Genomic DNA, 26,154 nt, shown 5'->3' on the forward strand with positions numbered 1-26,154 from the left:
CGGACGAACCGGCTCGACTGTTGGCGCGCATGCGCCGATTTCCGTTGATCAGCCGCCGTAATGCAGTTGCGGCAACCACAGCGCCAGCTGTGGGAAGACCATCACCAGGGTCAACGCCAGCACCATGATGATGACGAAGGGGATGACCGAGACATAGATGTCACGCAGGGACACTTCAGGCGGAGCCATGGCCCGCATGAGGAACAGGTTGTAGCCGAATGGCGGGGTCATGTAGGCGATCTGGCAGGTGATGGTGTAGAGCACGCCGTACCAGATCAGATCGAAGCCCAGGGCACCGACCAGCGGAATGTACAGAGGCGCAACGATCACCAGCATGGCGGTGTCGTCGAGGAACATGCCCATCACGATGAAGGAGATCTGCATCAGGATGAGAATCTGCCACGGCCCCAGGTGCAGGCTGTCGACGAAGAAGCCTTCGATGGCCCTGACCGCGCCGAGGCCATCGAACACCGCGCCGAAGCACAGCGCGGCGAGAATGATCCACATGAACATGCAACTGATGGCCAGGGTCTTGCGCAGCGTCTCCTCCATCACCTTGCCACTCAGCCGCCCCTTGAACAGCGCTGCCAGGGTCGCTGCCGCTGCGCCGACTGCCGAGCTTTCCACCAAGCTGGTGTAGCCCATCAGGAACAGCCCGGTCATCGACAGGAAGATGAACACCGGTACCAGCCCGGCACTGAGCAGGCGCAGCTTCTCCTGCATGCTGATCTGCTCGCGCTCGGCCTGTGACAGCGCTGGGCCGAGCTGCGGCTGCAAGCGGCAGCGAATGGCGATGTAGAGCATGAACATGCCGGCCATCATCAGTCCGGGAATCGCCCCAGCCAGCCACAACTGGCCCACTGGCTGGCGCGCGATCATGCCGTAGAGCACCAGCACCACACTGGGTGGAATCAGAATCCCCAGCGAACTGCCCGCCTGAATCACCCCGGTGATCATGATCTTGTCGTAACCACGCCTGAGCAGCTCGGGCAAGGCGATGCTGGCGCCGATGGCCATGCCGGCCACGCTCAGGCCGTTCATCGCCGAGATCGCCACCATGAGAAAGATGGTGCCGATGGCCAGGCCGCCCGGCAGCGGACCCATCCACACATGGAACATCTTGTAGAGGTCTTCGGCGATGCCCGACTCGGAGAGCATGTAACCCATGAACACGAACATCGGCAGGGTCAGCAGCGGGTACCACTTCATCAGCTTCATGGCTGCACTGAAGGCCATCTCCGAGCCGCCATCACCCCACAACAGCAATGCAGCAGCCGCAGCGACGAAGCCGATGGCGCCGAAGACCCGCTTACCGGTCAGCAGCAACAGCATCATCGAGGAGAACATCAACACTGCGATCAGCTCGTAGCTCATCAGAGCGTCTCCCCACGGGCCGCGTACAGATCCTTGAAGAAGGTGGCGATCGCCTGCAGCAGCATCATGACAATGCCCAGGCACATGATGATCTTGATGGGAGCCATGTAGGGCGACCACGCCGAGTAGCTGGTCTCCTTGTATTCGATGGCGTACTCGGTGGAGGAAATGCCACCGATCAGCAGCATCACCAGGTAGAAGATCAGCATGAACACGGTGATCGCATCGACCACCGCTCGGGTGCGTGGCGACCAGTTGCTGTAGGCCAGGTCCATGCGCACATGGGCGTCGAGCTGCATCGAGTAGGCACCGCCGAGCAGGAAATAGGCGACCATGAGGAATTGGGCGCTTTCCAGGGTCCAGATCGATGGCGTGAAGAAAGTCTTGCTGATGGAGGAGTACAGGAGCACCGCCAGCATGGCGAAGATCAGGTACATGGCGAAGCGCCCGACCCTCAGGTTGAATGCGTCCACGACCCGGACGAAAGCTCTAATGCCCTTGCGCATGCAGTTTCCTGCTGTTTTTGTTCGTTATCCCGTCAGCCTAGACGAAGATTCGCCAAAGCCAACCGCCCCGCCGAGCCATAGCAGGAAACGCGCCAGCCATTAGCGGCAAGCCTTTCGTCGAACAAAATCAAGCACTTGGAAAGTACCGTGCTAGAGCCTCAGCGCAGCAGAAAGGCAACCAGCACTGCAACGGTGCGCTGTGCGTCCTCTTCTTGGGGCACATGACCAAGGTCATCGAACAGCACCAGCTGGCTGCCCTCGATGTCAGCGGCGAAGCGCTCGGCATTGTCCGGAGGAATCAGCCGGTCACGCGCGCCCCAGATGACCAGCGTAGGCAATTGCAGTTCGCCGATACGCTCGTGCAGCTCGCCGCTGGGGGCCTGAGCGAAGCGCTGGCGCAAGGCCTGGCGGTTCCCCTCACGCAACGTCAGTTGGTAGTAGCGCTCGACCAGTTCATCGTCGACTTTGTCCGGATCGCCATAAACGTTGCGCACGCTCGACTCGATCATGCTCCGCGGCAACAAGCGGCTCATCAGCGGCGCCAAGGCCGGGATGCCTGCCAGGCGAAAGCCTATCGGTACAGACTCGGCGTTGCGCGGATAGCCGGCCGCGTCCACCAGCACCAGACGTGCACTACGTTCGGGATGGGCCAGGGCAAAGCGCCAGGCCAACTGGCCACCGAAACTGTTGCCGACCAGCACAACACGGTTCACCCGTAGATGATCGAGCAGGGCGAGGAGAAACGCCGTGTAGTGCTCGACGTGGTAATCGCCATCGACGAATGGCCCGGTGAGGCCGAAGCCGGGCAGATCCACACTAATCACCCGGCGCCATGGAGCCAGTTCCTTCACCCAGCCTTCCCAGGTGTGCAGGCTGGCCGACGTTCCGTGCAGCAGCAGGATAGGCTCGGGGTCATCGCGTCGCCCCTGATCACGAAGGTGCACCGACATTCCATCGATGTCGACGAACTGCGACGGAGGTGGCGCCCAGCGGGCCTTGAGCTCGTCCAGAGGACGGTCCGGCGCCCAGTTGAGGGCGACGAAAGCGGCGAGAGTCAGCCCGAATACCAGCAACAGGCCGAGCAGCACACGGGCGAGACGTTTCATCTGGGCAGTCCTGAACGCAGCGGAAGCACGATGCTAGTCGGCCACTGCGAACGCGCCTATCGCCCGGAAGAGGGAATCGCCAGACAGAACAATCAGAACCCGACCAGCAGCATCCACAGCGGCAGGGAAATCGCCGCCAATAGCGTGGACAGGGAAATCGCCGCGCTGACGCTACGGCTGTCTTCGGCCGTACGGGCAAACGCCATCACGTTGACCCCGCTGGGACAAGCTGCGAGCAACACCAGCACGCTACGCGCGGTCTCGTTGAGACCGGGAAGCTGGCCGCTGAGCCACCAGACCAGTGCCGGGAGCAGCAGCAGTTTGGCCAACGCCACACCCCAGGCTTCACCGGTAGGACGCAAACGATAGCGCGACAGGCTGGCGCCGAGCACGATCAGCGCGCAGGGCAGCGCAGCCTGGCCCAGCCAAGTGATCGCCCGCCACAGGCTCTCCGGCACCAGCAACCCGGACAGGTTAAGCAAGGCCCCCAGGCCCAGACCGATGATCATCGGGTTGGCCAGGTTCTTCAGAAGTGCACGGCCGTCGACGCGCTCCTGGCTGCCAAAGGCGGCGTAAAAGCTGTGCAGGGAAAATAGCGTGAGGCTGTGAAACACCAGAATGGCGAAGACATAGAGCAGGCCGTCATTACCCATCAGGCTGGCGATCAGCGGGATACCGACCAGCACGTTGTTGGAGAACGCCGCCACCAATCCCAGCGGCGTCGCCGTACCGCGCCGCCAGTGCGCCAGCGCGTTGACCACGACGAACACCAGCAGCACCGGCAGGTAATAGGCCAACAACAACATCGGCGACAGCCCTTCGGCCAGCGATGCCTTGGCGATACCCGCGAACAGCAGCGTCGGCATGAACAGCTTGAAGGTGATATTGGCCAGGCCAGCCGCCGACTCGCTGGTGAGCCACTGACGCCAACCCAATACGTAGCCGAGAACGATCAAAGCGAAGATCGGCAAAATTGCCTGTGCCGCGAGCATTGCTGAGCCTGCCTCCAGGGAATTGCAAAAGAGTACGGATCGAGCACGACCCGCAAAGGGCGCCAAGCATACGCGTGCCCGGCATCCAGCGCGATGCTTCACCAAACATTCGCCGCCACGCTTAACACCCGGCCACAATCCACGAGATAGAGCCCCTCGATCAATTATTGAGGGGGTCGATGTTCACTATCAGGCCAGTCAAGTTCTTATCTGCGCTCATGTCCTTAAGAATTGATTCCGAAGCCACTTTTTACTCCTCAAGGAGACATCGACATGAAAGCTCAACTGACCCTCGCCACTCTGGCCCTTAGTCTGATCACCACCAGCGTATTCGCCGCCCCGAGCAGCGCGCCCTTCCCTCTGGTGGGTGAAGCCAAGGACAGCCAGGTCCAACAACAACCCGTCGCACCGCTGGCCGAGAACGGCTCCGAACGCACTCCGGGCGCGCAACGCATTCAACTGGCCGAAGATGGTTACGACCGCACTCCCGGCAGCCAGCGTATCCAGCTGGTAGAAGGCGGATATGAGCGTACCCCTGGTGCCCAGCGCGTTCAGTTGGCCGAAGGTGGTTACGAACGTAGTCCTGTCGCACAGCGTGTACAGCTGGCCGAAGGCGGCTCTGATCGCTTGACCGAGCAAAGTGGACGCACTGCATAAGTGCTATCGCAACCCCCCAAGCCCGGCACAGGCCGGGCTTTTTCATGCCTGCGATTTATAGGCGAGCGCGCACTGGCACGCTGCGAGTCACGCCGTCCCTGCAGAGGGCAAGCGGTAGATCCAGATACGTCGCAGCACAGTCGCAAACTGCCCCCACAAGGTGCCGCAGTTGTAATGCTGGCCATGACGTTCGGCGATCAGGCGCACCTCACGCGCCAGTTCGGCATAGCGCCGCGCGGGCAAATCCGGGAACAGGTGATGCTCGATCTGATGGCTGAGGTTGCCGGTCAGAATATGCAGCAGCGGCCCACCGGACAGGTTGCTCGAGCCGCGCAGTTGCCGCAAATACCAGTGCCCGCGCGTCTCCCCTTGCAATATTTCTGGCGCAAAGACCGCCGCCTTCTCGGTGAAATGGCCGCAGAAGATCACCAGAAAAGTCCATAGATTACGCAGCAGATTGGCCACCAGATTGCCCGTCAGCACAGCCATGGCATTGGCACCGAGCAGCAAGGCCAGCAGCGGAAACGCCAGATAGTCCTTGCCCCACTGCCGCGCCAGCTTGGCACTGAACTGACGTGCCAGCGGCCGCACCTCCTCCTTGCTGATGCGGCCTTTCACCAGTTTGTCCAGGCGCAGGTGCTGGATCGCCACCGCGTACTGGAACAGCAGCGCCTGGATCGTCACCCACAGCGGCTGCCAGCGGTAGAAAGGCTTCCAACGCTGCTCCGGGAACAGCCGCACCACGCCGTAGCCAACGTCATCGTCCATGCCCAGCACGTTGGTGTAGGTGTGATGCACATGGTTATGGGTGTGCCGCCAGAAGTCCGCGGGGCCGACGATGTCCCACTCATACTGGCGTCCGGCGAATTCCGGGTCGTTCATCCAGTCGTACTGGCCGTGCATCACGTTGTGGCCCAGCTCCATGTTCTCGAGGATCTTGCCCAGCCCCAGCAAGAACGTACCGAGCAGCCAGGTTGGTGGAAACCAGCCAAACATCAGCAGCGCACGGCCAGCCCAGCAGCACAGGCGCACCACCCCACGCACACGGCGAATGTAGCGCGCATCGGCCTCGCCCAGGTCGGCCAGGGTACGCTGGCGCAACTCGTCCAGCTCCTGGCCGAAGGCTTCGAGCTCGGCAGGGGTCAACTCACGATCGGGACGATGGCTCACAGGTCGATCTCCACATCCCCATGCGGGGCACTGACACATAGACGGATGGGCTGCCCCGGCTCGGCGAACAGTTCACCGCTGCGCAGATCACGCACCGTGCCGGCCAGCAGCAAACAGGTACAACTGGTACAGATGCCCTGACGGCAGCCGTGAGCCGGGCGCAGCCCGGCAGCTTCGGCCTGCTCCAGCAGATTCGCGTTGCTGCTGCCGGAAACCTGCTGCCGGCTCCGGGCGAAGCTCAAGCGGACCTCGCCAGCCTCCGTTTCGGCCAGCAGCGGAAGCGGACTGAAGCTTTCCGATTGCACGCTGCTGCCGCGTTCGGCGTCATGCCACCAGCCACACGCCTGCTCGACAAAACCACGCGGGCCACAGACCCGCAGGTGATCGCCCGGCAACGCGGCCAGCCGTTCGGCCGACAGGCGATCACCCTCGCCACTGAAAACCCGCTGCACCTGGAAGTTGGCATGACGTGCCGACAATGCCTGCAGCTCTGCGGCAAAAGCTTGCTGCCCCTGATGACGAACCTGATGCAGCAACGTCACTGGCGCAGCGAAGCCACGCGCGAGAGCGTCACGCAGCAGGCCGAGCAACGGGGTGATGCCGCTGCCAGCCGCTAGTAGCAACACGGCGTTGTGCTTCTGCGGCCAGGCGAACTCGCCGAATGCCTGACCCAATTCGATCACCTCACCCACCTCCAGGTGATCGAGCAGCAGATTGGACAGGCGCCCGCCCGGCTGGCGTTTGATCGCAATCTCGATGTGCCCGTCGGTTGCCACCGAAGTCAGGCTGTAACTGCGTCCGTGACGCACGCCGTCCTGCTCCAGATACAGCTGGACATGCTGCCCAGCTCGCCAGTCGCGCGCATTGCCATTGCAGCGCAGTTGCAGTGCCAGCATGTCGTCGGCGACCCAGCGGCGCGCCTCGACCTGAGCGAACACACGATTAAGGCGCAGCGCCGCGTGCAACTGACGCAGGCACAGATCGACATCCGCTTCACGCAGCCAGCCGTTCGCACAAAGCTGACGCAGAGGCTGTAGGTAAGCCGCCAGCCACCGCGCCCCTGAGAGAGAAAGTAAAGCCATCGAAGAATTCCAGTGAACACTTGTGCACAAGGCTGACAGATAGCCCGTGTTTCAGTCAACAGTCGTTCACCGAACTGCATCTGCGCGGTTCGACGCTGGCGCCATGCATTTGCTAGAGTGCGGCATCGCTCAACGACCCGATTTCGCATGACGCCACGCGCCGAACAGAAGCAGCAGACTCGCCAGTCCCTGATGGACGCAGCCCTCACCCTGATGGAGAGCGGGCGCGGCTTTGGCAGCCTGAGCCTGCGCGAGGTCACCCGCGTCGCCGGCATCGTGCCCACCGGTTTCTATCGCCATTTCGCCGACATGGACGAACTGGGTCTGGCGCTGGTGGCGGAAGTCGGTGAAACCTTCCGTGCGGCGATCCGCCAGGTGCGTCGCCACGAGTTCGAAATGCGCGGCATGATCGACGCCTCGGTGCGTATCTTCCTTGCCGAAGTGGCCGCCAATCGCGCCCAGTTTCTGTTCCTCGCCCGCGAGCAGTACGGTGGCTCACAACCGGTGCGCCAGGCCGTTGCGGCCCTGCGCGAACGCATCACCAGCGACCTGGCCGCCGACCTCAAGCTGATGAACCGTATGCCGCACCTCGACGATGCAGCGCGCGACGTGGTGTCGGACCTGGTGGTGAAGACCGTATTCGCCACCCTGCCCGAACTGATCGACCCACCCGCGGAAACCCTGCCGGCGCACCTCACCGCAGAGGCCAAGGTCATCCAGCAACTGCGCTTCATCATGGTCGGTGGCAAGCATTGGCTGGGGCTGGGCAAGCCCTCCGACTAGAGCGCACCAAAATCGCCCATAACTAACAAAAACGCACCAAATCAAACCTGACCGCCTCGCCAAGTTATCCACAACAGGCTTGAACGCCCCGCCTTGCGCCACTCTTCAGCCTTGGCAAGCCACTTGCACTATTTCCGGGCACATTGCCCCGGAATAGATACGCATGCTGGTGATCCACTCCCGAATCGCGCCGCAGAGCGCCTGCCACGCTGAACTGGAACTGACCTTCGAAGCCCGCAGCAAGAGCCGCCTGCGCTGTTTCACCACTGACGGTGAAGAGGTAGGCCTGTTCCTCGAGCGCGGCCAACCGGCGCTGGCTGATGGTGAGTGTCTGCTGGCCAAGGACGGACGCATCGTCAAGGTACGGGCCAAGGCTGAGCCGCTGCTGCACGTTACCTGCGCCAGTCCCTTCGAGCTGATGCGCGCCGCCTACCACCTAGGCAACCGACATGTCGCCCTGCAACTGGGTGACGGCTGGCTGCGCCTGCCTGACGACTACGTGCTCAAGGCCATGCTCGAACAGCTCGGTGCTACGGTCGAAGCCGTCGAAGCGCCCTATCAGCCCGAGCAAGGCGCCTACGGCGGCGGCCATCACCATTCCCATCACGGCGATGAAGAATTCAATTACGGCCCGCGCCTGCACCAATTCGGGGTGCGCAAGTGACGCTGCCCCCATCGAGCCTGACAAAGGCAACGCCATGAAACCTGCCTGGGCATTGTTGCGCCTGGCCAGCCCGCAGCTGCCGATTGGCGGCTACAGCTACTCGCAAGGCCTGGAATGGGCCATCGACAGCGGCCTGATCACTGATGCCGCAAGCGCCGAGTGCTGGCTGGCCGATCAACTGACGCTCAACCTCGCCCGCTTCGAAGCACCGCTGCTACTGGCTCACTGCCGCGCCGCCGACGAGGGCGACTGGCCGTGCCTGCAGCAACTGGCCGAACAGCACCGCGCCAGCCGCGAGACACGCGAGCTGGCTCTGGAGAGCAGGCAGATGGGTTACTCGCTGCGGCAACTGCTCGAAGGCCTGCCCGAACTGGACGAGGCGGCGCGTGAAGCACTTGCAGCCCAGGACGAACCCGGCCTGGCACTGGCCTGGGCCCTGGCCGCACGCGCCTGGCAGATCAGCCCGGACGACGCCCTGGCCGCCTGGCTCTGGGGCTGGCTGGAAAACCAGCTCGCCGTGCTGATGAAGGTGTTGCCGCTGGGTCAGCAGGCCGCCCAACGCCTGACCAGCCGCCTGCTACCGCAGCTCGATGCCGCCCAGCAGCAAGCCGCCAACCTTTCCCCTGAACACTGGGGCAGCGCCGCCTTCGGCCTGGCCCTGGCGAGCATGGCGCACGAGCGCCAGTACTCACGTCTATTCCGCTCCTGACGAGGAACAACAGCACATGAACAGCCAACCCCTGCGTGTCGGCATCGGCGGCCCGGTCGGTTCCGGCAAGACCGCTCTGACCCTGGCCCTGTGCCGCGCCCTGCGCGAGCGCTACAACATCGCCGTGGTCACCAACGACATCTATACCCAGGAAGACGCCCAGTTCCTGGTGCGCAACGAGGCCCTGGAGCCCGAGCGCATCATCGGCGTGGAAACCGGCGGCTGCCCGCATACCGCCATCCGCGAAGACGCCTCGATCAACCTGGAGGCCGTCGAACAACTCAACCGCCGTTTCCCCGGCCTGGACCTGATCATCGTCGAATCCGGTGGTGACAACCTGTCCGCCACCTTCAGCCCCGAGTTGTCCGACCTGACCCTCTACGTGATCGACGTATCGGCCGGCGACAAGCTGCCACGCAAGGGCGGCCCGGGCATCTGCAAGTCCGACCTGCTGGTGATCAACAAGGTCGACCTCGCGCCCATGGTCGGCGCCTCGCTGGAGGTAATGGAACGCGACACGCTGAAGATGCGCGGCGACAAGCCCTTCGTCTTCAGCAACCAGAAAGTCGGCCAGGGTCTCGACGAGATCATCGCCTTCATCGAACGCCAGGGCATGCTCACCGCGGCCTGATTCCACTCAAGGAGAACCTCATGAATCTGCGCAAAACCCTCTACGCCATCGCACTGTTCTGCACCCCGGCGCTGGCCTTTGCTCACCCCGGGCACGGCGACTCCGGGCTGATGGCCGGCCTGGCTCACCCGGTGTTTGGCCTGGATCACCTGCTGGCGATGTTCGCCGTCGGCCTGTGGGCCGCGCAACAGAGTGGTGCGGCGCGCTGGGCGCTGCCGGTGACCTTCGTTGGCACCATGCTTGTTGGCGGCCTTCTCGGCTTCGCCGGTGTGGAAATCCCGCTCATGGAGACCGGCATCGCCGGTTCGGTTCTGGCCTTCGGCCTGCTGGTGGCCGTGGCTGCACGCCTGCCCATGGCGGTATCCGTTGCCCTGACCGCGCTCTTCGCCCTCACCCACGGCGTCGCCCACGGCCTGGAATTGCCTGATCTGGCCAGCCCCTTCGGTTACGCCATCGGCTTCATCGTCGCCACTGCGGCACTGCACGCCATCGGCTTCGCCCTGGTGCGCTTCCTGCCGCAAGCGGCGGCGCCGTTGGTGCGTATCGCCGGTGCAGCCTCGGCAGCGACCGGTGTCTGGTTGCTGGCTAGCTGAAGAGCCGCAGCCAATAGCGGCTGCCGTGGTGCGCGCAGCGCACCCTACCCCCGTAGGGTGCGCCATGCGCACCGATGCCGGCTTGCCCATTGCGGATCTTGCGATGGGCTCGGCGCCCCGCAAGCCGCAATGCTTGCCAATGCCTCTGTAGTGGGGCACAAAGTCCCGAACCGCTTTCGAGACCCGGCCCATGCTGCGCATCACCCGATTTCTGCTCGTCCCGCTGCTGCTGATCGGCGTCGTCGTGCTGGTGCTCACACTGACCAGCCGCCCGGCGAGCACGCCTGCAGTGCTCGAGGACCTTGGCGAACGCCCCCTGGTGATCGCCCATCGCGGTGGCAAGGGGCTGTGGCCGGAGAACACCCTGTTCGCCTTCGAGCGCGCCACCGCTCTCGGCGTCGATATGCTGGAGATGGATCTGCACCTGAGCCAAGACGCCAAGTTGGTGGTGATCCACGATGACACCCTGGAACGCACCACCAATGGCCAAGGCCCGGTCGCGCACTTCAGCCTCGCCGAACTGCAAGCGCTCGATGCCGGCTACAAATGGACGGCCGATGGCGGTCAGAGTTATCCCTACCGTGGTCAGGGTACGCGCATTGCCGCACTGAAAGAGGTGTTCGAGCGCTTCCCATTGATCCCCAAGGCGCTCGAAATCAAGGTGCCCGATGTCGGTATGGAAGCTGTGCTCTGCGAAATGCTGGCGGCTTACGACCAACTCGATCGGGTCATTGTCGGCAGCTTTCATGAGCGCAGCCTCAAGCGCTTCAGGGAGCTATGCCCGGAGGTCGCCACCGCGGCAGGGCCGGTCTCGGTGCGCCTGCTACTGGCGCTCAACTGGCTGGGACTGAGCGACCTGCTGTCGCCTTCCTACCCGGTGCTGCAGATACCGCCCGAGCACAGCAGCCTGACCCTGGCGACACCGCGGCTGGTTCGCAATGCACAGGCGCGCGGCCTACAGGTACATCTGTGGACGATCAACGAGCAACCCAGCATGCGCGCGCTGTTGGAGATGGGCGTCAATGGCCTGATCACCGACTATCCGGATCGCGCCTTGCAACTGCTGGGGCGCTCCACCCAGCTCGGTGCGTTGACCGAAGACTAAGCGCACAGCGCGGGCAAACACTGACTCGACGTGTGCCAGCGCGCGCCATCACCAGCTTATCCACAGACTGATCAACAGATTCAGGGGATAATCTTCACCCTGCGAGTGATCATCAGAAAAAACACTGGACAAACGCACGCAATCTGCCCTCTTCGCGGCGCCCACAACGGCCTGATCAAAAAAACGCCAAAGCGCTGAAGCCTTCGCCAGCAAAGGGCTACGACAAGGATTACAGAAGTTATCAACAACATCACCCACAGCTCTCGTGGACAAACGCAAAGCTCGGCTACAGCTTCACGAAAACATGTCAAGTCTCTGTGTACAAAGGGAAAATGCCACTGATCAAATCTTCATCAGCACCCTGAAAACGGCGCCATTTAAGCCCCACAGACAGGCACCACCAGCTTATCCACAGTTATTCCCACAGGCTTCGTGGAAAACTTTATTTTCCCCACCTGGCATACTGCCTGCTTAGGCGAGTAGCCTTCGTTTCCCTGCCTAGTAAGGACGCTTCATGTTCAGTTTCTTCCTCGCCGCCATGCTGCTTGGTTTCGTGTTCAACGCCGCTCCGGGTGCCGTGTTCAGCGAAACCCTGCGCCGCGGCCTGCGTGACGGCTACAGACCTGCGCTGCTGGTGCAGATCGGCTCGCTGGTGGGCGACGCCACCTGGGCCGCACTCGGCCTCACCGGCCTGGCGCTGCTGCTCGACAGCGCACAGATTCGCTACCCGCTGACGCTGGCCAGCGCGCTCTACCTGGCCTGGCTTGGCTATCAGTCGCTACGCGACGCCCATCGCCCGCCACAACCCAGCGATGATGGCCAGGTCGCTGCCGGTGGCGCTTTTGCCGCGGGCGCGGCGCTATCGCTGACCAACCCGCAGAACATCGTCTACTGGGCTGCGATGGGTGGTGCGATGGCCGCCATCGGTGTCGCCCAGCCAACACCCATGCATTTGGCGGTGTTCTTCGCCGGGTTCATGGTGTCGTCGATCCTCTGGTGCTTCATCTGCGCCGGCCTGGTGGACTGGTTCCGCCGCGCCGCCTCGCTGCTCTGGCACCGCCTGACCTATGCAGCCTGCGGCGTGGTGCTGCTGGGCCTGGCCGGGATGAGTGCGCTGGAACTGGTCTGATCGCACGGCGGCTATCGCCATCATCGAAACAATCTAACGGCGCGGCGCCGGCATCGGGACTAGCCTGAACAGCATGTCCCTGCGTCAGGAAGCCGCGCCATGTACCTCAACGACCTGCTCAAGCAACTGCTCGCCAGCTACGCCTGCGCTACCTGCGGCATTGATACGCGGCACTGACACTTGGTGGCTGCGTAGCGACTGGTTACCCTTGGCGCATTCAGCCAAGGAGTTCGTCCATGTCCCTGCGTAGCGTCTGCGTCTTCTGTGGAGCCAGCCCCGGCGCCAGTCCTATCTACCGCGAAGCCGCCGAAGCGCTGGGTCAGCACCTGGCCGAGCGTGGCATTCGTCTGATCTACGGCGGCGGCGCCGTCGGCCTGATGGGTGTGGTCGCCGACGCGGCGCTCAATGCCGGTGGCGAAGTGATCGGCATCATCCCGCAAAGCCTGGAGCGCGCCGAAATCGGCCACCGCGGTCTGACCTGCCTGGAAGTGGTGGATGGCATGCACGCACGCAAGGCGCGCATGGCTGAGCTGGCTGACGCCTTCATCGCCCTGCCCGGCGGCCTCGGCACCCTGGAAGAACTGTTCGAGGTGTGGACCTGGGGCCAATTGGGCTATCACGCCAAACCGCTGGGCCTGCTGGAAGTGAATGGCTTCTACAGCAAGCTCGGCGACTTCCTCGATCACCTGGTTGCCGAGCGTTTCGTCCGTGCTCAGCACCGCGAGATGCTGCAGATTGCCGATAGCCCGCAAAACCTGCTCGATGCCCTGAGCGAATGGCGCCCCAGCGCGGCACCGAAGTGGGTGGATCGCGCGCCCGTCTGAGCCTATACGCAGACATGTAAGAATCTGTTCACGATCTCGCGAGCTAGAGCCATACAAGGCAAACACAGGCGAGGAAGCGGAGTTTACGAGCTGTAAATGAGCATTCCGAGCCTGTTTTTAACGCAGTAGGGCCGACGCGCAGCAGATCGTGAACAGGTTCTAACACAATGCTACGCTCTGCGGTCTCTCCCCCACGGAAGCCGCAACATGGCCGGAAGCAGCCTGCTCGCCCTGATCGACGACATCAGTACCGTACTCGACGACGTCGCCACCATGACCAAGATCGCCGCGCGCAAGACCGCCGGCGTGCTCGGTGATGACCTCGCGCTCAATGCCCAGCAGGTCACAGGCGTACGTGCAGACCGCGAGCTACCGGTGGTCTGGGCGGTCGCCAAGGGTTCGCTGCTGAACAAAGCGATTCTAGTGCCGGCCGCCCTGCTGATCAGCGCCGTGGCGCCCTGGCTGGTTGTGCCGCTGCTGATGCTCGGCGGCCTGTTCCTCTGCTACGAGGGCGCCGAGAAACTGGTGCACAAGCTGCTGCACCGCCATGGGGAGGACGACAAGCAGGCACACCTGGATGCCATCGCCGACCCCGAGGTCGACCTAGTGGCATTCGAGCGCGAGAAGATTCGTGGCGCCGTGCGCACCGACTTCATTCTCTCGGCGGAAATCATCGCCATCACCCTCGGCACCGTCGCCGCTGCCAGTTTTCTCAATCAGGTGCTGGTGCTCAGCGGCATCGCGCTGGTGATGACCGCCGGGGTTTATGGGCTGGTCGCCGGCATCGTCAAACTGGATGACGCCGGGCTCTATCTCAGCCAGCGCACCAGTGCCTTCGCCCAGGCCTGTGGTCGCGGCATCCTGCGCCTGGCGCCCTGGTTGATGAAGACGCTGTCAGTGGTTGGCACAGCCGCGATGTTCATGGTCGGTGGTGGCATTCTCAGCCACGGCCTGCCGCCGGTGGAGGCAGCGGTACACCATGCAGCGGATTGGGTAGCGCGCGATGCCGGGCACCTAGTGTCGCTGCTCGTCCCCACCCTGCTCAATGCGCTGTTCGGCATCCTCGCTGGCTTGCTGACGCTGCCGCTGGTCAGCCTGTGCGGTCGCCTCTGGCGGTCGCTTCGGCCCGCCAAGGCCGAGTGAAAAGATCAAAGCGTGTGCAAACGCCTGCGGCCCTTGGCCCGCGCTGCCTGGGGGGGATTCTCCCCAAGCTTATCCACAGCTTGCTCCACGTTTTTCGGGGATAAAAACCAAATCCACTCCGGGCGCACTATCGATGCGTGACAACGCAAGGCAAACCACTGGTTTACTTGAAGTTTTTCACCGTTCATAGGTGTATTTCAGCGCGTTGGCGAAAAGCTGAACAATGGCCTGAAAGCCCCGAAACGGCGGGATTGCAGCGGTTGTTCCAGAATTTGTGTACAGAGTTACCCACAGATTCCGTGCACAACTGCTGCCACCATTTATCCCGCCAACGGCAACACGGTCACCTGCACTTCCGGGTCGTGGCTGCCGCCCCCCAGAATCACCCCACGCAGCGGCGACACATCGGAGAAATCCCGCCCCCAAGCCAGGGTGATGTGCTCCAGTGCCGGGCGCACGTTGTTGGTCGGATCGAAGTCCACCCAGCCCTGACGCGGGCAAAACAGCGAGACCCAGGCATGCGAGGCATCCGCCCCAATCAGCCGAGGCTGGCCGGGCGGTGGCTGAGTTAGCAGGTAGCCGCTGACGTAACGCGCCGCCAGCCCACGCGAACGCAGACAGGCAAGCATGAGGTGGGCGAAGTCCTGGCACACCCCACGCTTCTCTTCCAGCACTTGCAGCAGCGGCGTGGCCACCTGAGTGGCTTCAGCATCGAAGCTGAATTCGTCGAAGATCTTCTGCATCAGCGCCTGGCACGCCTGTAGCAGCGGGCGCTCCGGCGTGAAGCAATCGTCGCCGTAGTCGGCGAACACCTGCTTGAGACGCACATAGGGCGATTCGAAGCGGTAGCGCGCCGCCTCCAGCAACGCTGGCGCCATCCGTTTGCCGCTGTAGCTGAGAGCCGCGCTGGTAGCCTCCCAGCTTGGTGAGTCATCCAGCTCCAGCGCTGGCCGCGCCAGCACTTCGACGCGCAGCCGAGCGCTGACGACCAACGCCTCATGTGGGCGCTCGAACACCAGGCGGGTCAGGGGGTTGCCGAACACGTCCAGACCGTCACGACGCTGGCAGGGCTGTGGGTCGATACGCAATTCCTGTTCATGACAGCGCTGCCAGGGGCATTCGCGCGGCCACAGGTGCGCCAGTTGCTGGGCCAGGGAAACCGGCGCCGAGTAACGGTAATGGGTGTCGTGGAGAACCTGATACAACGCGCTGCTCATGAGGATTGCGTCCGCTGACTGACATCGACATGGGCGAAGAAACGCAGCCCGAGGTGATCGGAGACCGCGCCGGCAGCTTCGCTGATGGCCACCAGCAAATCGGCCAGACCCTCGAGCACCGCCCGGGTGCTGCCAGGGCCAAACAGCGGGTTTTCCAGGCTGGCCAGGCTGAAGGCGGAGAGCTGCTGTTCCAGATAGACCAGGTAGCGCTCGGCCGGCAGCTCGAAACGCTCGTTGAGCCCTTCCAGTGAGCGCAGCAAGGTGCGCATCTGGAAGATCACGGCGTGCGGGTTCTGCTCATCGAGCAGCAGCAGGTCGAGCACCGGGATCAACTGCGCCGAGGCCAGGTAACGAGTACGGTAGGTGATGCTGCTGTTGCCCAGTTCCAGCAGCCATTCCAGCGCCGACTGGTCGGTGGCCGAGCCGCTACGCAGGAAGCCGGCGAAACTATCGCAAAGAAACTGCAAGCGCTCGATGTAACGACCGAGCATAAGGAAGCGCCAGCCGTCGTCGCGCGTCATGTCATCGAGGGCAAAGCCCGACAGCGCCGCCAGCGACATCAGCAGACGGTTGAGAAAATCCAGCAGCTCGCCGAAATCGGCCGGCTGGCCTTCGAGCAACTGCGCCTCGCACTGCAGTTCCACCAGCGCCTGCCAGTTGGCCTGGGACAGCTTGCCGCGCACACTGCCAGCGGCCCACTGCAAGCGCTGCAGATTGGAACGCAGACTGGCCGGCCAGTCGCTGCCGAGCAACGCCTGCAACAGACGCTCCGCCAGCTCGCCCTCTTCGGGTTCTGCCAGCAGGCCCAATTCCTGCGCCAGCGCCAGCGCGCTCTGCAGCGCCTGTGGGTCGTCATCGTCATCGACGTAGCGCGCCAGCATGATGCGCAGCAGGCGCGCATTGCCCTCGCAGCGCTCGGCGTAACGACCGAACCAGTACAGGTTCTCCACCACGCGTGAAGGCAGGAAGGGGTCGCTGCGCACCAGGTCGGCGGTGCCGAGGGTGCGTTGCGTCTGCCAGGGCTCGCCGCCGCTCTGCCGCGTGCCGAGCACCCAGGTATCCTTGCTTGCCCCGCCGCGCTGCATCGACACGACCTCGGCATCGGCCTCGGCGGCCACGCGAGTCAGGCCACCCGGCATCACCCGATAGCCATCGGCGCTGGCCACGGCGAACACGCGCATGCCGATGGCCCGCGGCTGCAAACCGCTGCCGTCCCATACCGGCGCCTGCGACAGCTTGGCCCGCGCTTGCGCGACATAGGCGTAGGGACGTGCCTGCAGGCGCTCGGCCAGCTTGGCGCGCTGCGCCTCGTCCAGATCACGGCCGAATACCGGATTGAAGCTCTGCGAGGGGAAGGCCGGACGCACCAGCAACTGGTCGAGCTTTTCCAGTGCTTCGTCCAGCACCGGCGGTTCGCCGCACCACCAACTGGCGATGGATGGCAGCAGCAGTTCCTCGCCCAACAGGTGCTCGCTGATCGCCGGCAAAAAGCCAGGCAGGCCGGGGGATTCCAGCACACCGCTGCCCAGGGCATTGGCCACCAGCACGCGGCCACGGCGCACGGCCTCGAGCAGGCCAGGTACGCCAAGGGCGGAATCGGTACGCAGCTCCAGCGGGTCGCAGTAGTCGTCGTCGAGACGACGCAGCACCGCGTGTACGCGGCGTAGTCCGGCCAGAGTCTTGAGGTAGAGCGTGGCGTCGCGCACGGTCAGGTCGCTGCCTTCGACCAGTGGATAACCGAGCTGGCGCGCCAGGTACAGATGTTCGAAGTAGCTCTCGTTGAAGCGCCCCGGCGTCAGCAGCACCACCAGCGGTGTCTCGCCGCCACTCGGGGCCTGACGAGCCAGGGTGTCCTGCAGGGTGCGGAAGAAACCGGCCAGGTACTGCACGCGCAGGTCGCGGTACAGCTCGGGGAAGGCGCGCGAGACGATCTGCCGGTTCTCCAGCGCATAACCGGCACCGGAGGGCGCCTGGGTACGGTCGGCGGTGACCCACCAGCGCCCGTCCGGCGCCCGAGCCAGATCCACCGCATACATATGCAGCCAGGTACCACCCGGTGCCTGCATGCCCTGACAGGGCCAGAGGAAATTGTTGTGGCCGAACACCAGTTCGGTCGGCAGCAGGCCTTCGGCGATCAGCTTCTGCGGGCCATACAGATCGGCCAGCACGCGGTTGAGCAAGGTCGCGCGCTGGGCCACGCCAGCGGCGATCTGCTGCCACTCGTCAGCGGGGATCAGATTGGGCAGCAGGTCGAGTTCCCACGGGCGGTCGGCGCCGTCCGGGTCGGCGTAGACGTTGTAGGTAACGCCGTTTTCCTGAATCTGCCGCGCCAACATTGCCTCGCGCTGCGCCAGGTGTTCCGGGCGGCTGCGTGCCAGTTGCTCGTAAAGGCGGCGCCAATGCGGGCGCACGTTGCCCTTGGCGTCGAGCAGTTCGTGGTAGGCCCCGGCAGGAGGCGGATAATCAGCTAACAGGTCGTGCATGGCAAGCTCGGCAGTGGCAAGGCGGTGCAAATCCTTGAAGCACCGTGGGAGGGGCTTTAGCCGCGACCGTCGCCGCTAAAGCGCCTCCCACACATTGCTGGATTGCGTCAGACGCGACGCAGATCCAGGGTCATCGGCAGTTCATTATTATCTATCGGCTGCGTGACTGGGCGCTTGCCTGGGCTGTGACCCAGGCGGAAGAAGCGCGCCAGACGCCGGCTTTCCGCCTCGTAAGCGTTGACCGGCAGGCTGTCGTAGTTACGACCGCCCGGATGCGCGACATGGTACTGGCAACCACCCAGCGAACGCTGCATCCAGGTGTCGATCAGGTCGAACACCAGCGGCGCGTGCACACCGATGGTCGGTTGCAGACAACTGGCCGGCTGCCAGGCACGGAAACGCACACCGCCGACGAACTCGCCAACCTTGCCGGTCGGCCGCAGCGGCACCGGCACGCCGTTGCAGGTCAACACATAGCGATCCGGGGCCATGCCGTTCACCTTCACCTGCAGCCGCTCCAGGGACGAGTCGACGTAGCGTACAGTGCCACCGACCGCCCCCTCCTCACCCAACACGTGCCAGGGCTCCAGTGCCTGGCGCACTTCCAGGTCGATACCCTTGATCATGAAGTCGCCGGCCTTGGGAAAGCGGAACTCCAGATGCGGGGCGAACCATTCGCTGCGCAGGCGATAGCCAAAGGCGCCCAGCTCCTGCAACACATCGGCGAAGTCCTGCTCGATGAAATGCGGTAGCAGGTAACGGTCGTGCAACTCGGTGCCCCAACGCACCAGCTTCGCCGGGCGATAGGGCTCCTGCCAGAAGCGGGCGATCAGCGCACGCAGCAACAGTTGTTGAGCCAGGCTCATCTGCGCATGCGGCGGCATCTCGAAGGCGCGCAGTTCAAGCAGGCCCAGGCGACCAGTGGCCGAGTCTGGCGAGTACAACTTGTCGATGCAGAACTCGGCGCGGTGGGTATTGCCGGTGACGTCCACCAGCAGATTGCGCAGCAGACGATCTACCAGCCACGGCGGGCAGTCGCGGCCCGGCTCCGGCATCTGCGCGAAGGCGATTTCCAGCTCGTACAGCGCGTCGTTGCGCGCCTCGTCCACCCTGGGAGCTTGAGACGTCGGGCCGATAAACAGGCCGCTGAACAGATAGGACAGCGACGGGTGGTTGTGCCAATAGCTGATCAGGCTACGCAGCAGATCGGGACGGCGCAGGAAGGGTGAATCCGCCGGCGTCGCCCCGCCGAGGACGAAGTGGTTGCCGCCGCCGGTGCCGGTGTGGCGCCCGTCAATCATGAATTTCTCGCTGGACAGACGCGACTGCCGCGCTGCCTCGTAGAGAAATTTGCAGCGCTCGACCAGCTCATCCCAACTGGCGGCGGGGTGGATGTTGACCTCGATCACGCCCGGGTCGGGGGTGACGCGGAAATACTGCAGGCGCGGGTCCAGCGGCGGCTCGTAGCCCTCCAGCAGCACCGGGCATTTAAGCTCGGCAGCCACGGCCTCGATGGCCGCGACCAACTCCAGATAGTCTTCGAGATGGCTCAGCGGCGGCATGAACAGGTACAGGCGGCCGTCGCGGGGCTCGGCACACAGCGCGGTACGGACGATGCCGGCAGCCGATTGCCCGTTGGCCGGGCGCGCGCTCTGCGGGCCGGCACTGGCACCGCGCCAGACACCGCGCAGCTGACGCTGGATCTGCGCCGAGCTGGGCAACGGCGGCAACGCCTGGCTAGGGTCGACCGGATTGACGTAGGGGTAGTCGGCCTGACTGACCCAGGGCATGGAATCCAGCGGCAGGCGGTAGCCCAGCGCCGAGTCGCCAGGCAACAGACGGCAATGCTCGTCACGCAGGAACCAGCGCCCACTCTGCCAGCCCTCGCCGACCACCTGACGCGCCAACGGCAACACGTGGCCAACCACCGAGTCGAGCCCTTGATCGAACACCTTGCGCAGGCGCTCGCGCTCCAGCGGATCACTCAAGCGCGGGTCATCCGGGGTGACGTTGTCCGGCAGCTTGCGCTCGCGCCACAGGTAATAGAACCAATCCTCATAGGCTGGGAAAACGTTGCCAGCATCCACCCCCAGATGCGCAGCCAGCGCCCCCAGGAAACGCTCGGCAGTTTCTGCCGTCGCGCCATAGCCACGTTTCTCGTCAGCCAGCAGCTTGGGGTCGTGCCATAGCGGTTCACCATCGCGCCGCCAGAAGCAGTTCAGCGACCAACGCGGCAACTGCTCGCCGGGGTACCACTTGCCCTGACCGAAATGCACCAGTGCCTTGGGCGCATAGTGGTTGCGCAGGCGATAGAACAGGTCGGCCGCCAGGCGACGCTTGTTCGGCCCGAGCGCGGCGGTGTTCCACTCGTCGTCATCGGGATAATCGAGAGCGACGAAGGTCGGCTCGCCGCCCATGGTCAGCCGCACGTCGTGCTTGTGCAGGTCATCGTCGATCTGCTGGCCCAGCGCCTGGATCGCCTGCCACTGCGCCTCGCTGTAGGGCTTGGTGACGCGTGGTGCTTCCCACACACGCTCGACGCTCATCAGGTGCTCGAATTCCACCTCGCACTCGTCCAGACCGCCGGTGATCGGCGCCGCCGAGGATGGCTCCGGGCTGCAGGCCAGCGGGATATGGCCTTCGCCGGCGAACAGGCCTGAAGTGGGATCGAGACCGACCCAGCCGGCCCCGGGCAAATACACCTCGCACCAGGCATGCAGATCGGTGAAGTCCTTGTCGGTACCGGAGGGCCCGTCGAGGGCTTTGACGTCGGCCGTGAGCTGGATCAAGTAGCCGGAAACAAAGCGCGCCGCCAGCCCCAGATGACGCAGCAGTTGCACCAGCAGCCAGGCCGAATCACGGCACGAACCGGCAGCCAGTTCGAGCGATTGCTCCGGCGTCTGCACACCCGGCTCCATGCGGATCAGGTAGCGAATGTCGGCCGACAGACGTTGGTTCAGCTCGACCAGAAAATCGATGCTGGGCACCGGTTTGCGAGAAATACCGGCCAGGTACTTGGTGAACAGCGGCGTAGCCGGCAACTTGACCAGATAAGGCGCCAGCTCGCGCTGCTCGCCCTCGGTGTAGGCGAAAGGAATGCGCTCGGCGTAGGGCTCAAGGAAGAAGTCGAACGGGTTGAACACCGCCATCTCGGCGACCAGGTCCACCTCGACCTTGAACTCGCGAGTCTTCTCCGGGAACACCAGACGCGCCAGGTAATTACCCTGCGGGTCTTGCTGCCAGTTGATGAAGTATTCGGCCGGCTCGACTTTCAATGCGTAGGAGAGAATGCGCGTGCGGCTGTGCGGTGCCGGGCGCAGGCGCACGACCTGCGGCCCGAGATTGACCGCGCGGTCGTAGCGGTAGTGGGTGACATGATGCAGCGCGACATGAATCGACACGGCGGCCTCCTGCTAGCCTGGACGATACTCAGTGCAGCGCAAGACTTATGCCAGGGGCCAAACCACGCACCGTCTAGGCGGGCATGAACCCCCGCGCACCAGAAGCAGGCCTTGCGCGCACCAGAGTCGACATCATGCACCATAGCGATGCATCGTTACGGCCAATTTGCCATGATCGACTTCTACCGTAGACTGCGCTGACTCCATGCAAGGACGTATGCCATGCCGCGCCACAGCCCTCTCCCCTCCCTCTTTGGCCTGCTGATCTTTGCACTCAGCTCACTCGTACGGGCCGACGACCCGTTACTCGAGTCACTGGCGCCAGTCGCCACGCAAACCGGCGAGCGCCAGGTACGCGGCGTACTGCGGGCCCGCAATCAGGCCGTACTGTCCAGTGAACTGCCTGGCCGCATCATCGAAATGCCCTTCAGCGATGGCCAGGACTTCAACAAAGGTGACGTTCTGGTACGTTTCGACTGCAGCGCCTATCAAGCGCAACTCAATGCAGCGCAAGCAGCTACCCGCGCCACCCGCGAAGAACTGAACCACAAGAAACAGCTGGCTGCTCTCAACTCGGTTGGCCGCTTCGAAGTAGCTTTGGCCGAGGCCCGGCAGGCTCAAGCCCAGGCGGAAACCCAGGTATACCAGGTGCAGGTGAAACGCTGCAGCGTCACCGCACCCTTCAATGGCCGTGTGGTTCTGCGCCGCGCCCAACCCCACGAAAGCGTGGCCAGCGGCACTCCACTGCTGGATGTCGTGGATAACGGCACACTGGAGATCTACCTGCTGGTGCCATCCAACTGGCTTAGCCGCCTGCAGGCGGGCCAGACCTTCGATTTCACTCCCGATGAAACCGGCAAACCGCTCAAGGCCACGGTTAAACGCCTGGGTGCGCGTATCGACGAGGGCAGCCAGACCCTGCTGCTGATCGGCAGCCTGCCGGACGATACCAAGGGGCTGCTCGCCGGCATGAGCGGTACTGCGCAACTCCAGGTGACTGAATGAACGCACCACTGCCCGGAACAGCCGAGCGAGTCTTCGCCCTTTTTCTCGGGCTTGAGCAGCAGGCCCGCAAGGCTGGCAATACCGAGCAATTGGCCTTCGCCATGGTCAATGATGGCCAGGCACTGTTCGGCTTTCGCCACGCCGCCCTATTGATCGCCGGCAAGGTGCAGGCGCTGACCGGTATCAGCGTGGTGGAAGCGCATGCGCCATTCGTCGCCTTCGTCGAGCGCGCTACCGCGACCTTGCTCAAGCAAGAACGTCTGGACGAGGGTCATAACGTCGACCCCACGCATCTGGACGAACAGGCGCGCGCCGATATGAACGACCTGTCCGCGGCACATGCCTACTGGCTTCCCCTGAAGAATCGCAGCGGCGAAACCTTCGGCGGTCTATGGCTGGCCCGCGACCTGCCCTTCAACGAGGCCGAGCAATCGCTGCTCAGGCAACTGGCCGACACCTATGCTCACGCCTGGCTGGCGCTGCAACCGCACAAGCCCTGGCGTATGCGCTGGCCGCGCAAGAAGCTGCTGGCCGTCGCGGCGGCGCTCTCGCTCCTGCTGCTGATCCCGGTACGCCAGTCAGTACTGGCACCTGCCGAAGTCGTCCCCCTGGGCGGCCGGGTGGTCGCCGCGCCACTGGATGGCGTGATCGCCGAATTTCTGGTCAAGCCCAATCAAAGCGTCGCCGCCGGTGACCTGCTGGTGCGCTTCGAGGCCACCAGCCTCAAGGCGCAGGCCGATGTGGCCGAGCGCGCCCTGGGCGTGGCCGAGGCCGAACTCAAGGCCAACAGCCAGCGCGCCTTCGCCGATGCAGAGTCCAGCGCACGCCTCGACCTACTGGCCGCGCGCGTCGAGCAGAAGCGCGCCGAACGCGACTATGCCAGGCAACTGCTGGCGCGCAGCGAGGTACGCGCCGAACGTGCGGGCATCGCCGTTTTCGCCGACGCCGAGCGCCTGACCGGCAAGCCTGTGCAAACCGGTGAGCGGCTGATGCAGATCGCCGACCCGAGCCAGGCCGAATTGCGCATCGAGCTGCCAGTGGGTGACGCCATCACACTGCAGCCGGGCGCCGAAGTCGCGCTGTTTCTCGACAGCGACCCGCTCAATCGTCATGAAGCCCAGTTGGAGCGCTCCGCCTACGAAGCACAGACCACCGCCGCCGGACAATTGGCCTACCGCCTGGATGCGCGCTTCGTCGAGGCGCCGCCACGCGTGGGCCTACGTGGTACCGCCAAGCTGTTCGGCGACCGAGCGCCGCTGGCCTATTACCTACTGCGCCGGCCCCTGGCGGCGGCACGTCAGAGCCTGGGCTTCTGATGCTGCCCGCCCTGCGCCCCGATCTGCAGCTATCGCCAGCAGCGCCTGGCCTCGACGGCGCCCCGCAATGGACGCTGGCCGACCCACTACGCGGTCGCTACTTCAAACTCGGCGCCGCCGCCGTGCGCCTGCTACGCCACTGGACACTGGGTGAGCCGCAACAGGTGCTGGCAGCGGCCAACGCCGAGCCCGGCGTACCCTTGAGCCCGGCCGAACTCGAGGACATGCTGCGCTTTCTCAGCAGCCATGACCTGATCGCCGCCCTGGACGAAAAACAGCGTGCCAGCTACGCGATGAAAGCAGCCGCACAGCGCCAAAGCCCGTGGAAGCGGGTACTGCATCAATACCTGTTCTTTCGCATTCCGCTGTGGCGGCCCGACCCTTTCCTCAATCGCGCCTGGCCTGTGCTTGAACGCCATGGCTCCTGGCTGCTGCGCTGGGGCCTGCCACTGGTCCTCGCGCTGGGTTTGTTCCTGGTGATACGCGACTGGCAGCGCTTTCTCTCGACGTTTCCTCATCTGTTCAGCCTCGGCGGCGCCCTGGCGTTCGGTATTGCGCTGACCTTCGCCAAGCTCTGTCACGAGTTCGGCCATGCCTTCATGGCCAAGCGCGCCGGCTGCCGGGTACAGAGCATGGGATTGGCCTTCATGGTGCTGCTGCCGATGTTCTACACCGATGTCAGCGATACCTGGCGCGTGCGCGACCGGCGCTCGCGACTGCTGATCGGTGCAGGCGGCGTGTTCGCTGAACTGCTGCTGGCGGTGCTGGCATTGCTGGCCTGGTCATTGCTGCCGGACGGCCCCTTGCGTACCTCGGCCTTCATGCTGGCCAGCGCGACCTGGATCACCACGTTGGTGATCAACCTCAATCCCTTCATGCGCTTCGATGGTTATTTTCTGATCAGCGACCTGTGGGGCGTGGACAACCTGCAACACCGCGCCTTCGCCCTGTGCCGCTGGCGCCTGCGCGAAGCCCTGTTCGGCTATGGCGAACAGGCACCGGAACCCTGGTCACCCAGCATGACCCGGCGTCTGCTGATCTGGGGCTACGGCTCCTGGATATGGCGCGCAATCCTGTTCCTCGGCATCGCCCTGGCGGTCTATCACCTGTTCTTCAAAGTACTCGGCATCTTCCTGATGGTGGTTGAGCTGCTCTGGTTCATTGGCCTACCCATCTGGCGCGAGCTGGGCGAATGGTGGCAACGCCGTGAACAGGCCGACTCACGCAAGGTGCTGATCACCGGCCTGAGCCTTGGCGCGGTAATGCTGGTGCTGATCGTGCCCTGGCGCAGCTCGGTGGAAGTACCTGCAGTGCTCGAAGCCTCACGCACCAGCGCCCTGCATGCGCCAATGGCTGCGCGCTTGAAAGCCGTGCATGTGCAGGACGGGCAGAGCGTGGCAGCCGGCGATCTGCTGCTGGAGCTGGATTCGCCCGACCTGGACTCGCGCCAGGCCATCGTCCGGCGCGAGACCGAAATTCTTCAGCTGCAACTGCGCCGCCAGTCCGCACGCAGCGAAACGGCAGCCGATGCGGGCATCCTCGAACAACGCCTGGCCGAAGCCGTAGCCGAGTACCGTGGCCTGGCTGCCCAGCGTGAGCGCCTGCAACTGCGATCACCGCAGGCCGGTGTGGTACGTGACCTGCAACGCGACCTGAGCGCGAATCGCTGGCTACACCCTGCCGAATCACTTGCACGCATCGTCGAGCCGGGACTACGCCTGCGCGGCTATCTGGCCGAAGAAAATCTCTGGCGGATCGAAACGGGTAGCGAAGGACGCTTCATCACTGACGACCCGGCCCGCCCGGCGGTGAAAGTGCGCCTGGACGAAGTGGATGCTACCGGCGTCGCCTATCTGGAACTGGAAGCGCTCAGCTCTGATCACGGCGGCCCCATCGCCGTGCGCCGTGACGCACAGCGCCGCGCGGAACCGGTGCAAGCACAGTACGGCGTACGCCTGACGCTGCTGGATAACGCCATCCACCCTGATCATCCTCTGCGCGGCGTAGTGATACTGGACGGAGAGCGGCAGTCGCTGCTGGGCGCTGCCTGGCGGCGGATCGCGGCGCTTGGTGTGCGCGAAAGTGGTTTTTAGTTATTGGTCGGAGCGCTCCGTAGGCGCCTATCTGGAGACCATTGACAGCTAGACTCGAAGCGGTCCTAATCCGCCAGACCAAATAATGGCATGATGAAATCAAAGGGAGCTACTCCATGTTTTGGACTACTAAGAAAGAATCATCGCGTAGCTCCCCAATCGCAGCATCCA

22 protein-coding genes are annotated in these 26,154 nt (G+C 63.9%); 13 read left to right on the forward strand and 9 right to left on the reverse strand.

Translation table 11 applies throughout. The annotated features are described in order from the left end of the window. Positions 1–48: 48 nt before the first annotated feature. The 4 genes from CDO35_RS03995 to CDO35_RS04010 all read right to left on the reverse strand — a co-directional run bounded on the left by CDO35_RS03995 (position 49) and on the right by CDO35_RS04010 (position 3,978). Positions 49–1,374, reverse strand: a complete 1,326-nt coding sequence (locus tag CDO35_RS03995) for a TRAP transporter large permease (RefSeq protein ID WP_099522673.1) — start codon at positions 1,372–1,374, stop codon at positions 49–51. Beyond that, the gene (locus CDO35_RS04000) at positions 1,374–1,880 is read right to left on the reverse strand and encodes a TRAP transporter small permease subunit (RefSeq protein WP_099522674.1); all 507 of its coding nucleotides are present in this window, start codon (positions 1,878–1,880) and stop codon (positions 1,374–1,376) included. Before CDO35_RS04000 ends, CDO35_RS03995 begins: the two co-directional genes overlap by 1 nt. A 158-nt stretch (positions 1,881–2,038) precedes the next feature. Next, complete coding sequence (locus CDO35_RS04005; RefSeq protein ID WP_099522675.1) at positions 2,039–2,986, reverse strand: alpha/beta fold hydrolase; 948 nt, start codon at positions 2,984–2,986, stop codon at positions 2,039–2,041. A gap of 92 nt (positions 2,987–3,078) precedes the next feature. After that, entirely contained in the window at positions 3,079–3,978 is a 900-nt protein-coding gene (locus CDO35_RS04010) for an AEC family transporter (protein ID WP_099522676.1), read from the reverse strand. Positions 3,979–4,251: 273 nt separating this feature from the next. On the opposite strand from CDO35_RS04010, the gene CDO35_RS04015 reads away from it, so the two are divergent. Further along, entirely contained in the window at positions 4,252–4,635 is a 384-nt protein-coding gene (locus tag CDO35_RS04015; protein WP_099522677.1) for a hypothetical protein, read from the forward strand. Positions 4,636–4,722: 87 nt separating this feature from the next. Here the strand turns inward: CDO35_RS04015 and CDO35_RS04020 are convergent, their stop codons facing one another. Next, positions 4,723–5,844, reverse strand: coding sequence for a fatty acid desaturase family protein (locus CDO35_RS04020; RefSeq protein ID WP_166432377.1), 1,122 nt, complete (start codon positions 5,842–5,844; stop codon positions 4,723–4,725). Then, the gene (locus CDO35_RS04025; RefSeq protein ID WP_099522679.1) at positions 5,802–6,887 is read right to left on the reverse strand and encodes a ferredoxin reductase; all 1,086 of its coding nucleotides are present in this window, start codon (positions 6,885–6,887) and stop codon (positions 5,802–5,804) included. The genes CDO35_RS04020 and CDO35_RS04025 overlap by 43 nt, the downstream gene beginning before the upstream one ends. 147 nt (positions 6,888–7,034) lie before the next feature. On the opposite strand from CDO35_RS04025, the gene fabR reads away from it, so the two are divergent. The 9 genes from fabR to CDO35_RS04070 all read left to right on the forward strand — a co-directional run bounded on the left by fabR (position 7,035) and on the right by CDO35_RS04070 (position 14,468). Next, entirely contained in the window at positions 7,035–7,670 is a 636-nt protein-coding gene (fabR, locus tag CDO35_RS04030) for an HTH-type transcriptional repressor FabR (protein WP_099522680.1), read from the forward strand. 163 nt (positions 7,671–7,833) lie between these two features. After that, on the forward strand, positions 7,834–8,334 hold the full coding sequence (gene ureE, locus CDO35_RS04035) for an urease accessory protein UreE (protein WP_099522681.1): 501 nt from the start codon (positions 7,834–7,836) through the stop codon (positions 8,332–8,334). Positions 8,335–8,368: 34 nt separating this feature from the next. Then, positions 8,369–9,043, forward strand: a complete 675-nt coding sequence (locus CDO35_RS04040) for an urease accessory protein UreF (RefSeq protein ID WP_099522682.1) — start codon at positions 8,369–8,371, stop codon at positions 9,041–9,043. 16 nt (positions 9,044–9,059) lie between these two features. After that, positions 9,060–9,674, forward strand: coding sequence for an urease accessory protein UreG (gene ureG / locus CDO35_RS04045; protein WP_013713893.1), 615 nt, complete (start codon positions 9,060–9,062; stop codon positions 9,672–9,674). Positions 9,675–9,694: 20 nt separating this feature from the next. Next, positions 9,695–10,267, forward strand: a complete 573-nt coding sequence (locus CDO35_RS04050) for a HupE/UreJ family protein (protein WP_099522683.1) — start codon at positions 9,695–9,697, stop codon at positions 10,265–10,267. A gap of 190 nt (positions 10,268–10,457) precedes the next feature. Beyond that, the gene (locus CDO35_RS04055) at positions 10,458–11,372 is read left to right on the forward strand and encodes a glycerophosphodiester phosphodiesterase family protein (RefSeq protein ID WP_099522684.1); all 915 of its coding nucleotides are present in this window, start codon (positions 10,458–10,460) and stop codon (positions 11,370–11,372) included. A gap of 514 nt (positions 11,373–11,886) precedes the next feature. Then, complete coding sequence (locus CDO35_RS04060; RefSeq protein ID WP_099522685.1) at positions 11,887–12,501, forward strand: LysE family transporter; 615 nt, start codon at positions 11,887–11,889, stop codon at positions 12,499–12,501. Positions 12,502–12,737: 236 nt separating this feature from the next. Continuing rightward, on the forward strand, positions 12,738–13,325 hold the full coding sequence (locus CDO35_RS04065; RefSeq protein ID WP_041976613.1) for an LOG family protein: 588 nt from the start codon (positions 12,738–12,740) through the stop codon (positions 13,323–13,325). A gap of 207 nt (positions 13,326–13,532) precedes the next feature. After that, positions 13,533–14,468: a DUF808 domain-containing protein gene (locus CDO35_RS04070; RefSeq protein ID WP_099522686.1), complete on the forward strand. Its 936-nt coding sequence runs from the start codon at positions 13,533–13,535 to the stop codon at positions 14,466–14,468. A gap of 320 nt (positions 14,469–14,788) precedes the next feature. Here CDO35_RS04070 and CDO35_RS04075 read toward each other — a convergent pair whose 3' ends face one another. From CDO35_RS04075 to CDO35_RS04085, 3 genes are all read right to left on the reverse strand, one after another. Continuing rightward, a complete protein-coding gene (locus tag CDO35_RS04075; RefSeq protein WP_099522687.1) occupies positions 14,789–15,685 on the reverse strand; it encodes a transglutaminase family protein in 897 nt (298 codons plus the stop codon). Then, entirely contained in the window at positions 15,682–18,168 is a 2,487-nt protein-coding gene (locus tag CDO35_RS04080; RefSeq protein WP_099522688.1) for a circularly permuted type 2 ATP-grasp protein, read from the reverse strand. Before CDO35_RS04080 ends, CDO35_RS04075 begins: the two co-directional genes overlap by 4 nt. A 107-nt stretch (positions 18,169–18,275) precedes the next feature. Then, the gene (locus tag CDO35_RS04085) at positions 18,276–21,569 is read right to left on the reverse strand and encodes a transglutaminase family protein (RefSeq protein ID WP_099522689.1); all 3,294 of its coding nucleotides are present in this window, start codon (positions 21,567–21,569) and stop codon (positions 18,276–18,278) included. A 222-nt stretch (positions 21,570–21,791) separates the two neighbouring features. On the opposite strand from CDO35_RS04085, the gene CDO35_RS04090 reads away from it, so the two are divergent. From CDO35_RS04090 to CDO35_RS04100, 3 genes are read left to right on the forward strand one after another with little or no spacing between them, the layout of a single operon-like run. Then, entirely contained in the window at positions 21,792–22,574 is a 783-nt protein-coding gene (locus CDO35_RS04090; protein ID WP_099522690.1) for an efflux RND transporter periplasmic adaptor subunit, read from the forward strand. Beyond that, positions 22,571–23,890, forward strand: a complete 1,320-nt coding sequence (locus tag CDO35_RS04095) for an efflux RND transporter periplasmic adaptor subunit (protein WP_099522691.1) — start codon at positions 22,571–22,573, stop codon at positions 23,888–23,890. Before CDO35_RS04090 ends, CDO35_RS04095 begins: the two co-directional genes overlap by 4 nt. Further along, the gene (locus CDO35_RS04100) at positions 23,890–25,983 is read left to right on the forward strand and encodes a site-2 protease family protein (RefSeq protein ID WP_099522692.1); all 2,094 of its coding nucleotides are present in this window, start codon (positions 23,890–23,892) and stop codon (positions 25,981–25,983) included. Before CDO35_RS04095 ends, CDO35_RS04100 begins: the two co-directional genes overlap by 1 nt. Positions 25,984–26,154: the final 171 nt, after the last annotated feature.

It is taken from the genome of Pseudomonas sediminis, from assembly GCF_002741105.1.
Lineage (GTDB): Bacteria > Pseudomonadota > Gammaproteobacteria > Pseudomonadales > Pseudomonadaceae > Aquipseudomonas > Aquipseudomonas sediminis.

Bases quoted from the DNA above. Each gene is read 5' to 3' on its own strand.
- CDO35_RS03995 (WP_099522673.1), bottom strand. From the start codon at position 1,374: ATGAGCTACGAGCTGATCGCAGTGTTGATGTTCTCCTCGATGATGCTG.
- CDO35_RS04000 (WP_099522674.1), bottom strand. From the start codon at position 1,880: ATGCGCAAGGGCATTAGAGCTTTCGTCCGGGTCGTGGACGCATTCAAC.
- CDO35_RS04005 (WP_099522675.1), bottom strand. From the start codon at position 2,986: ATGAAACGTCTCGCCCGTGTGCTGCTCGGCCTGTTGCTGGTATTCGGG.
- CDO35_RS04010 (WP_099522676.1), bottom strand. From the start codon at position 3,978: ATGCTCGCGGCACAGGCAATTTTGCCGATCTTCGCTTTGATCGTTCTC.
- CDO35_RS04015 (WP_099522677.1), top strand. From the start codon at position 4,252: ATGAAAGCTCAACTGACCCTCGCCACTCTGGCCCTTAGTCTGATCACC.
- CDO35_RS04020 (WP_166432377.1), bottom strand. From the start codon at position 5,844: ATGTGTCAGTGCCCCGCATGGGGATGTGGAGATCGACCTGTGAGCCAT.
- CDO35_RS04025 (WP_099522679.1), bottom strand. From the start codon at position 6,887: ATGGCTTTACTTTCTCTCTCAGGGGCGCGGTGGCTGGCGGCTTACCTA.
- fabR (WP_099522680.1), top strand. From the start codon at position 7,035: ATGACGCCACGCGCCGAACAGAAGCAGCAGACTCGCCAGTCCCTGATG.
- ureE (WP_099522681.1), top strand. From the start codon at position 7,834: ATGCTGGTGATCCACTCCCGAATCGCGCCGCAGAGCGCCTGCCACGCT.
- CDO35_RS04040 (WP_099522682.1), top strand. From the start codon at position 8,369: ATGAAACCTGCCTGGGCATTGTTGCGCCTGGCCAGCCCGCAGCTGCCG.
- ureG (WP_013713893.1), top strand. From the start codon at position 9,060: ATGAACAGCCAACCCCTGCGTGTCGGCATCGGCGGCCCGGTCGGTTCC.
- CDO35_RS04050 (WP_099522683.1), top strand. From the start codon at position 9,695: ATGAATCTGCGCAAAACCCTCTACGCCATCGCACTGTTCTGCACCCCG.
- CDO35_RS04055 (WP_099522684.1), top strand. From the start codon at position 10,458: ATGCTGCGCATCACCCGATTTCTGCTCGTCCCGCTGCTGCTGATCGGC.
- CDO35_RS04060 (WP_099522685.1), top strand. From the start codon at position 11,887: ATGTTCAGTTTCTTCCTCGCCGCCATGCTGCTTGGTTTCGTGTTCAAC.
- CDO35_RS04065 (WP_041976613.1), top strand. From the start codon at position 12,738: ATGTCCCTGCGTAGCGTCTGCGTCTTCTGTGGAGCCAGCCCCGGCGCC.
- CDO35_RS04070 (WP_099522686.1), top strand. From the start codon at position 13,533: ATGGCCGGAAGCAGCCTGCTCGCCCTGATCGACGACATCAGTACCGTA.
- CDO35_RS04075 (WP_099522687.1), bottom strand. From the start codon at position 15,685: ATGAGCAGCGCGTTGTATCAGGTTCTCCACGACACCCATTACCGTTAC.
- CDO35_RS04080 (WP_099522688.1), bottom strand. From the start codon at position 18,168: ATGCACGACCTGTTAGCTGATTATCCGCCTCCTGCCGGGGCCTACCAC.
- CDO35_RS04090 (WP_099522690.1), top strand. From the start codon at position 21,792: ATGCCGCGCCACAGCCCTCTCCCCTCCCTCTTTGGCCTGCTGATCTTT.
- CDO35_RS04095 (WP_099522691.1), top strand. From the start codon at position 22,571: ATGAACGCACCACTGCCCGGAACAGCCGAGCGAGTCTTCGCCCTTTTT.
- CDO35_RS04100 (WP_099522692.1), top strand. From the start codon at position 23,890: ATGCTGCCCGCCCTGCGCCCCGATCTGCAGCTATCGCCAGCAGCGCCT.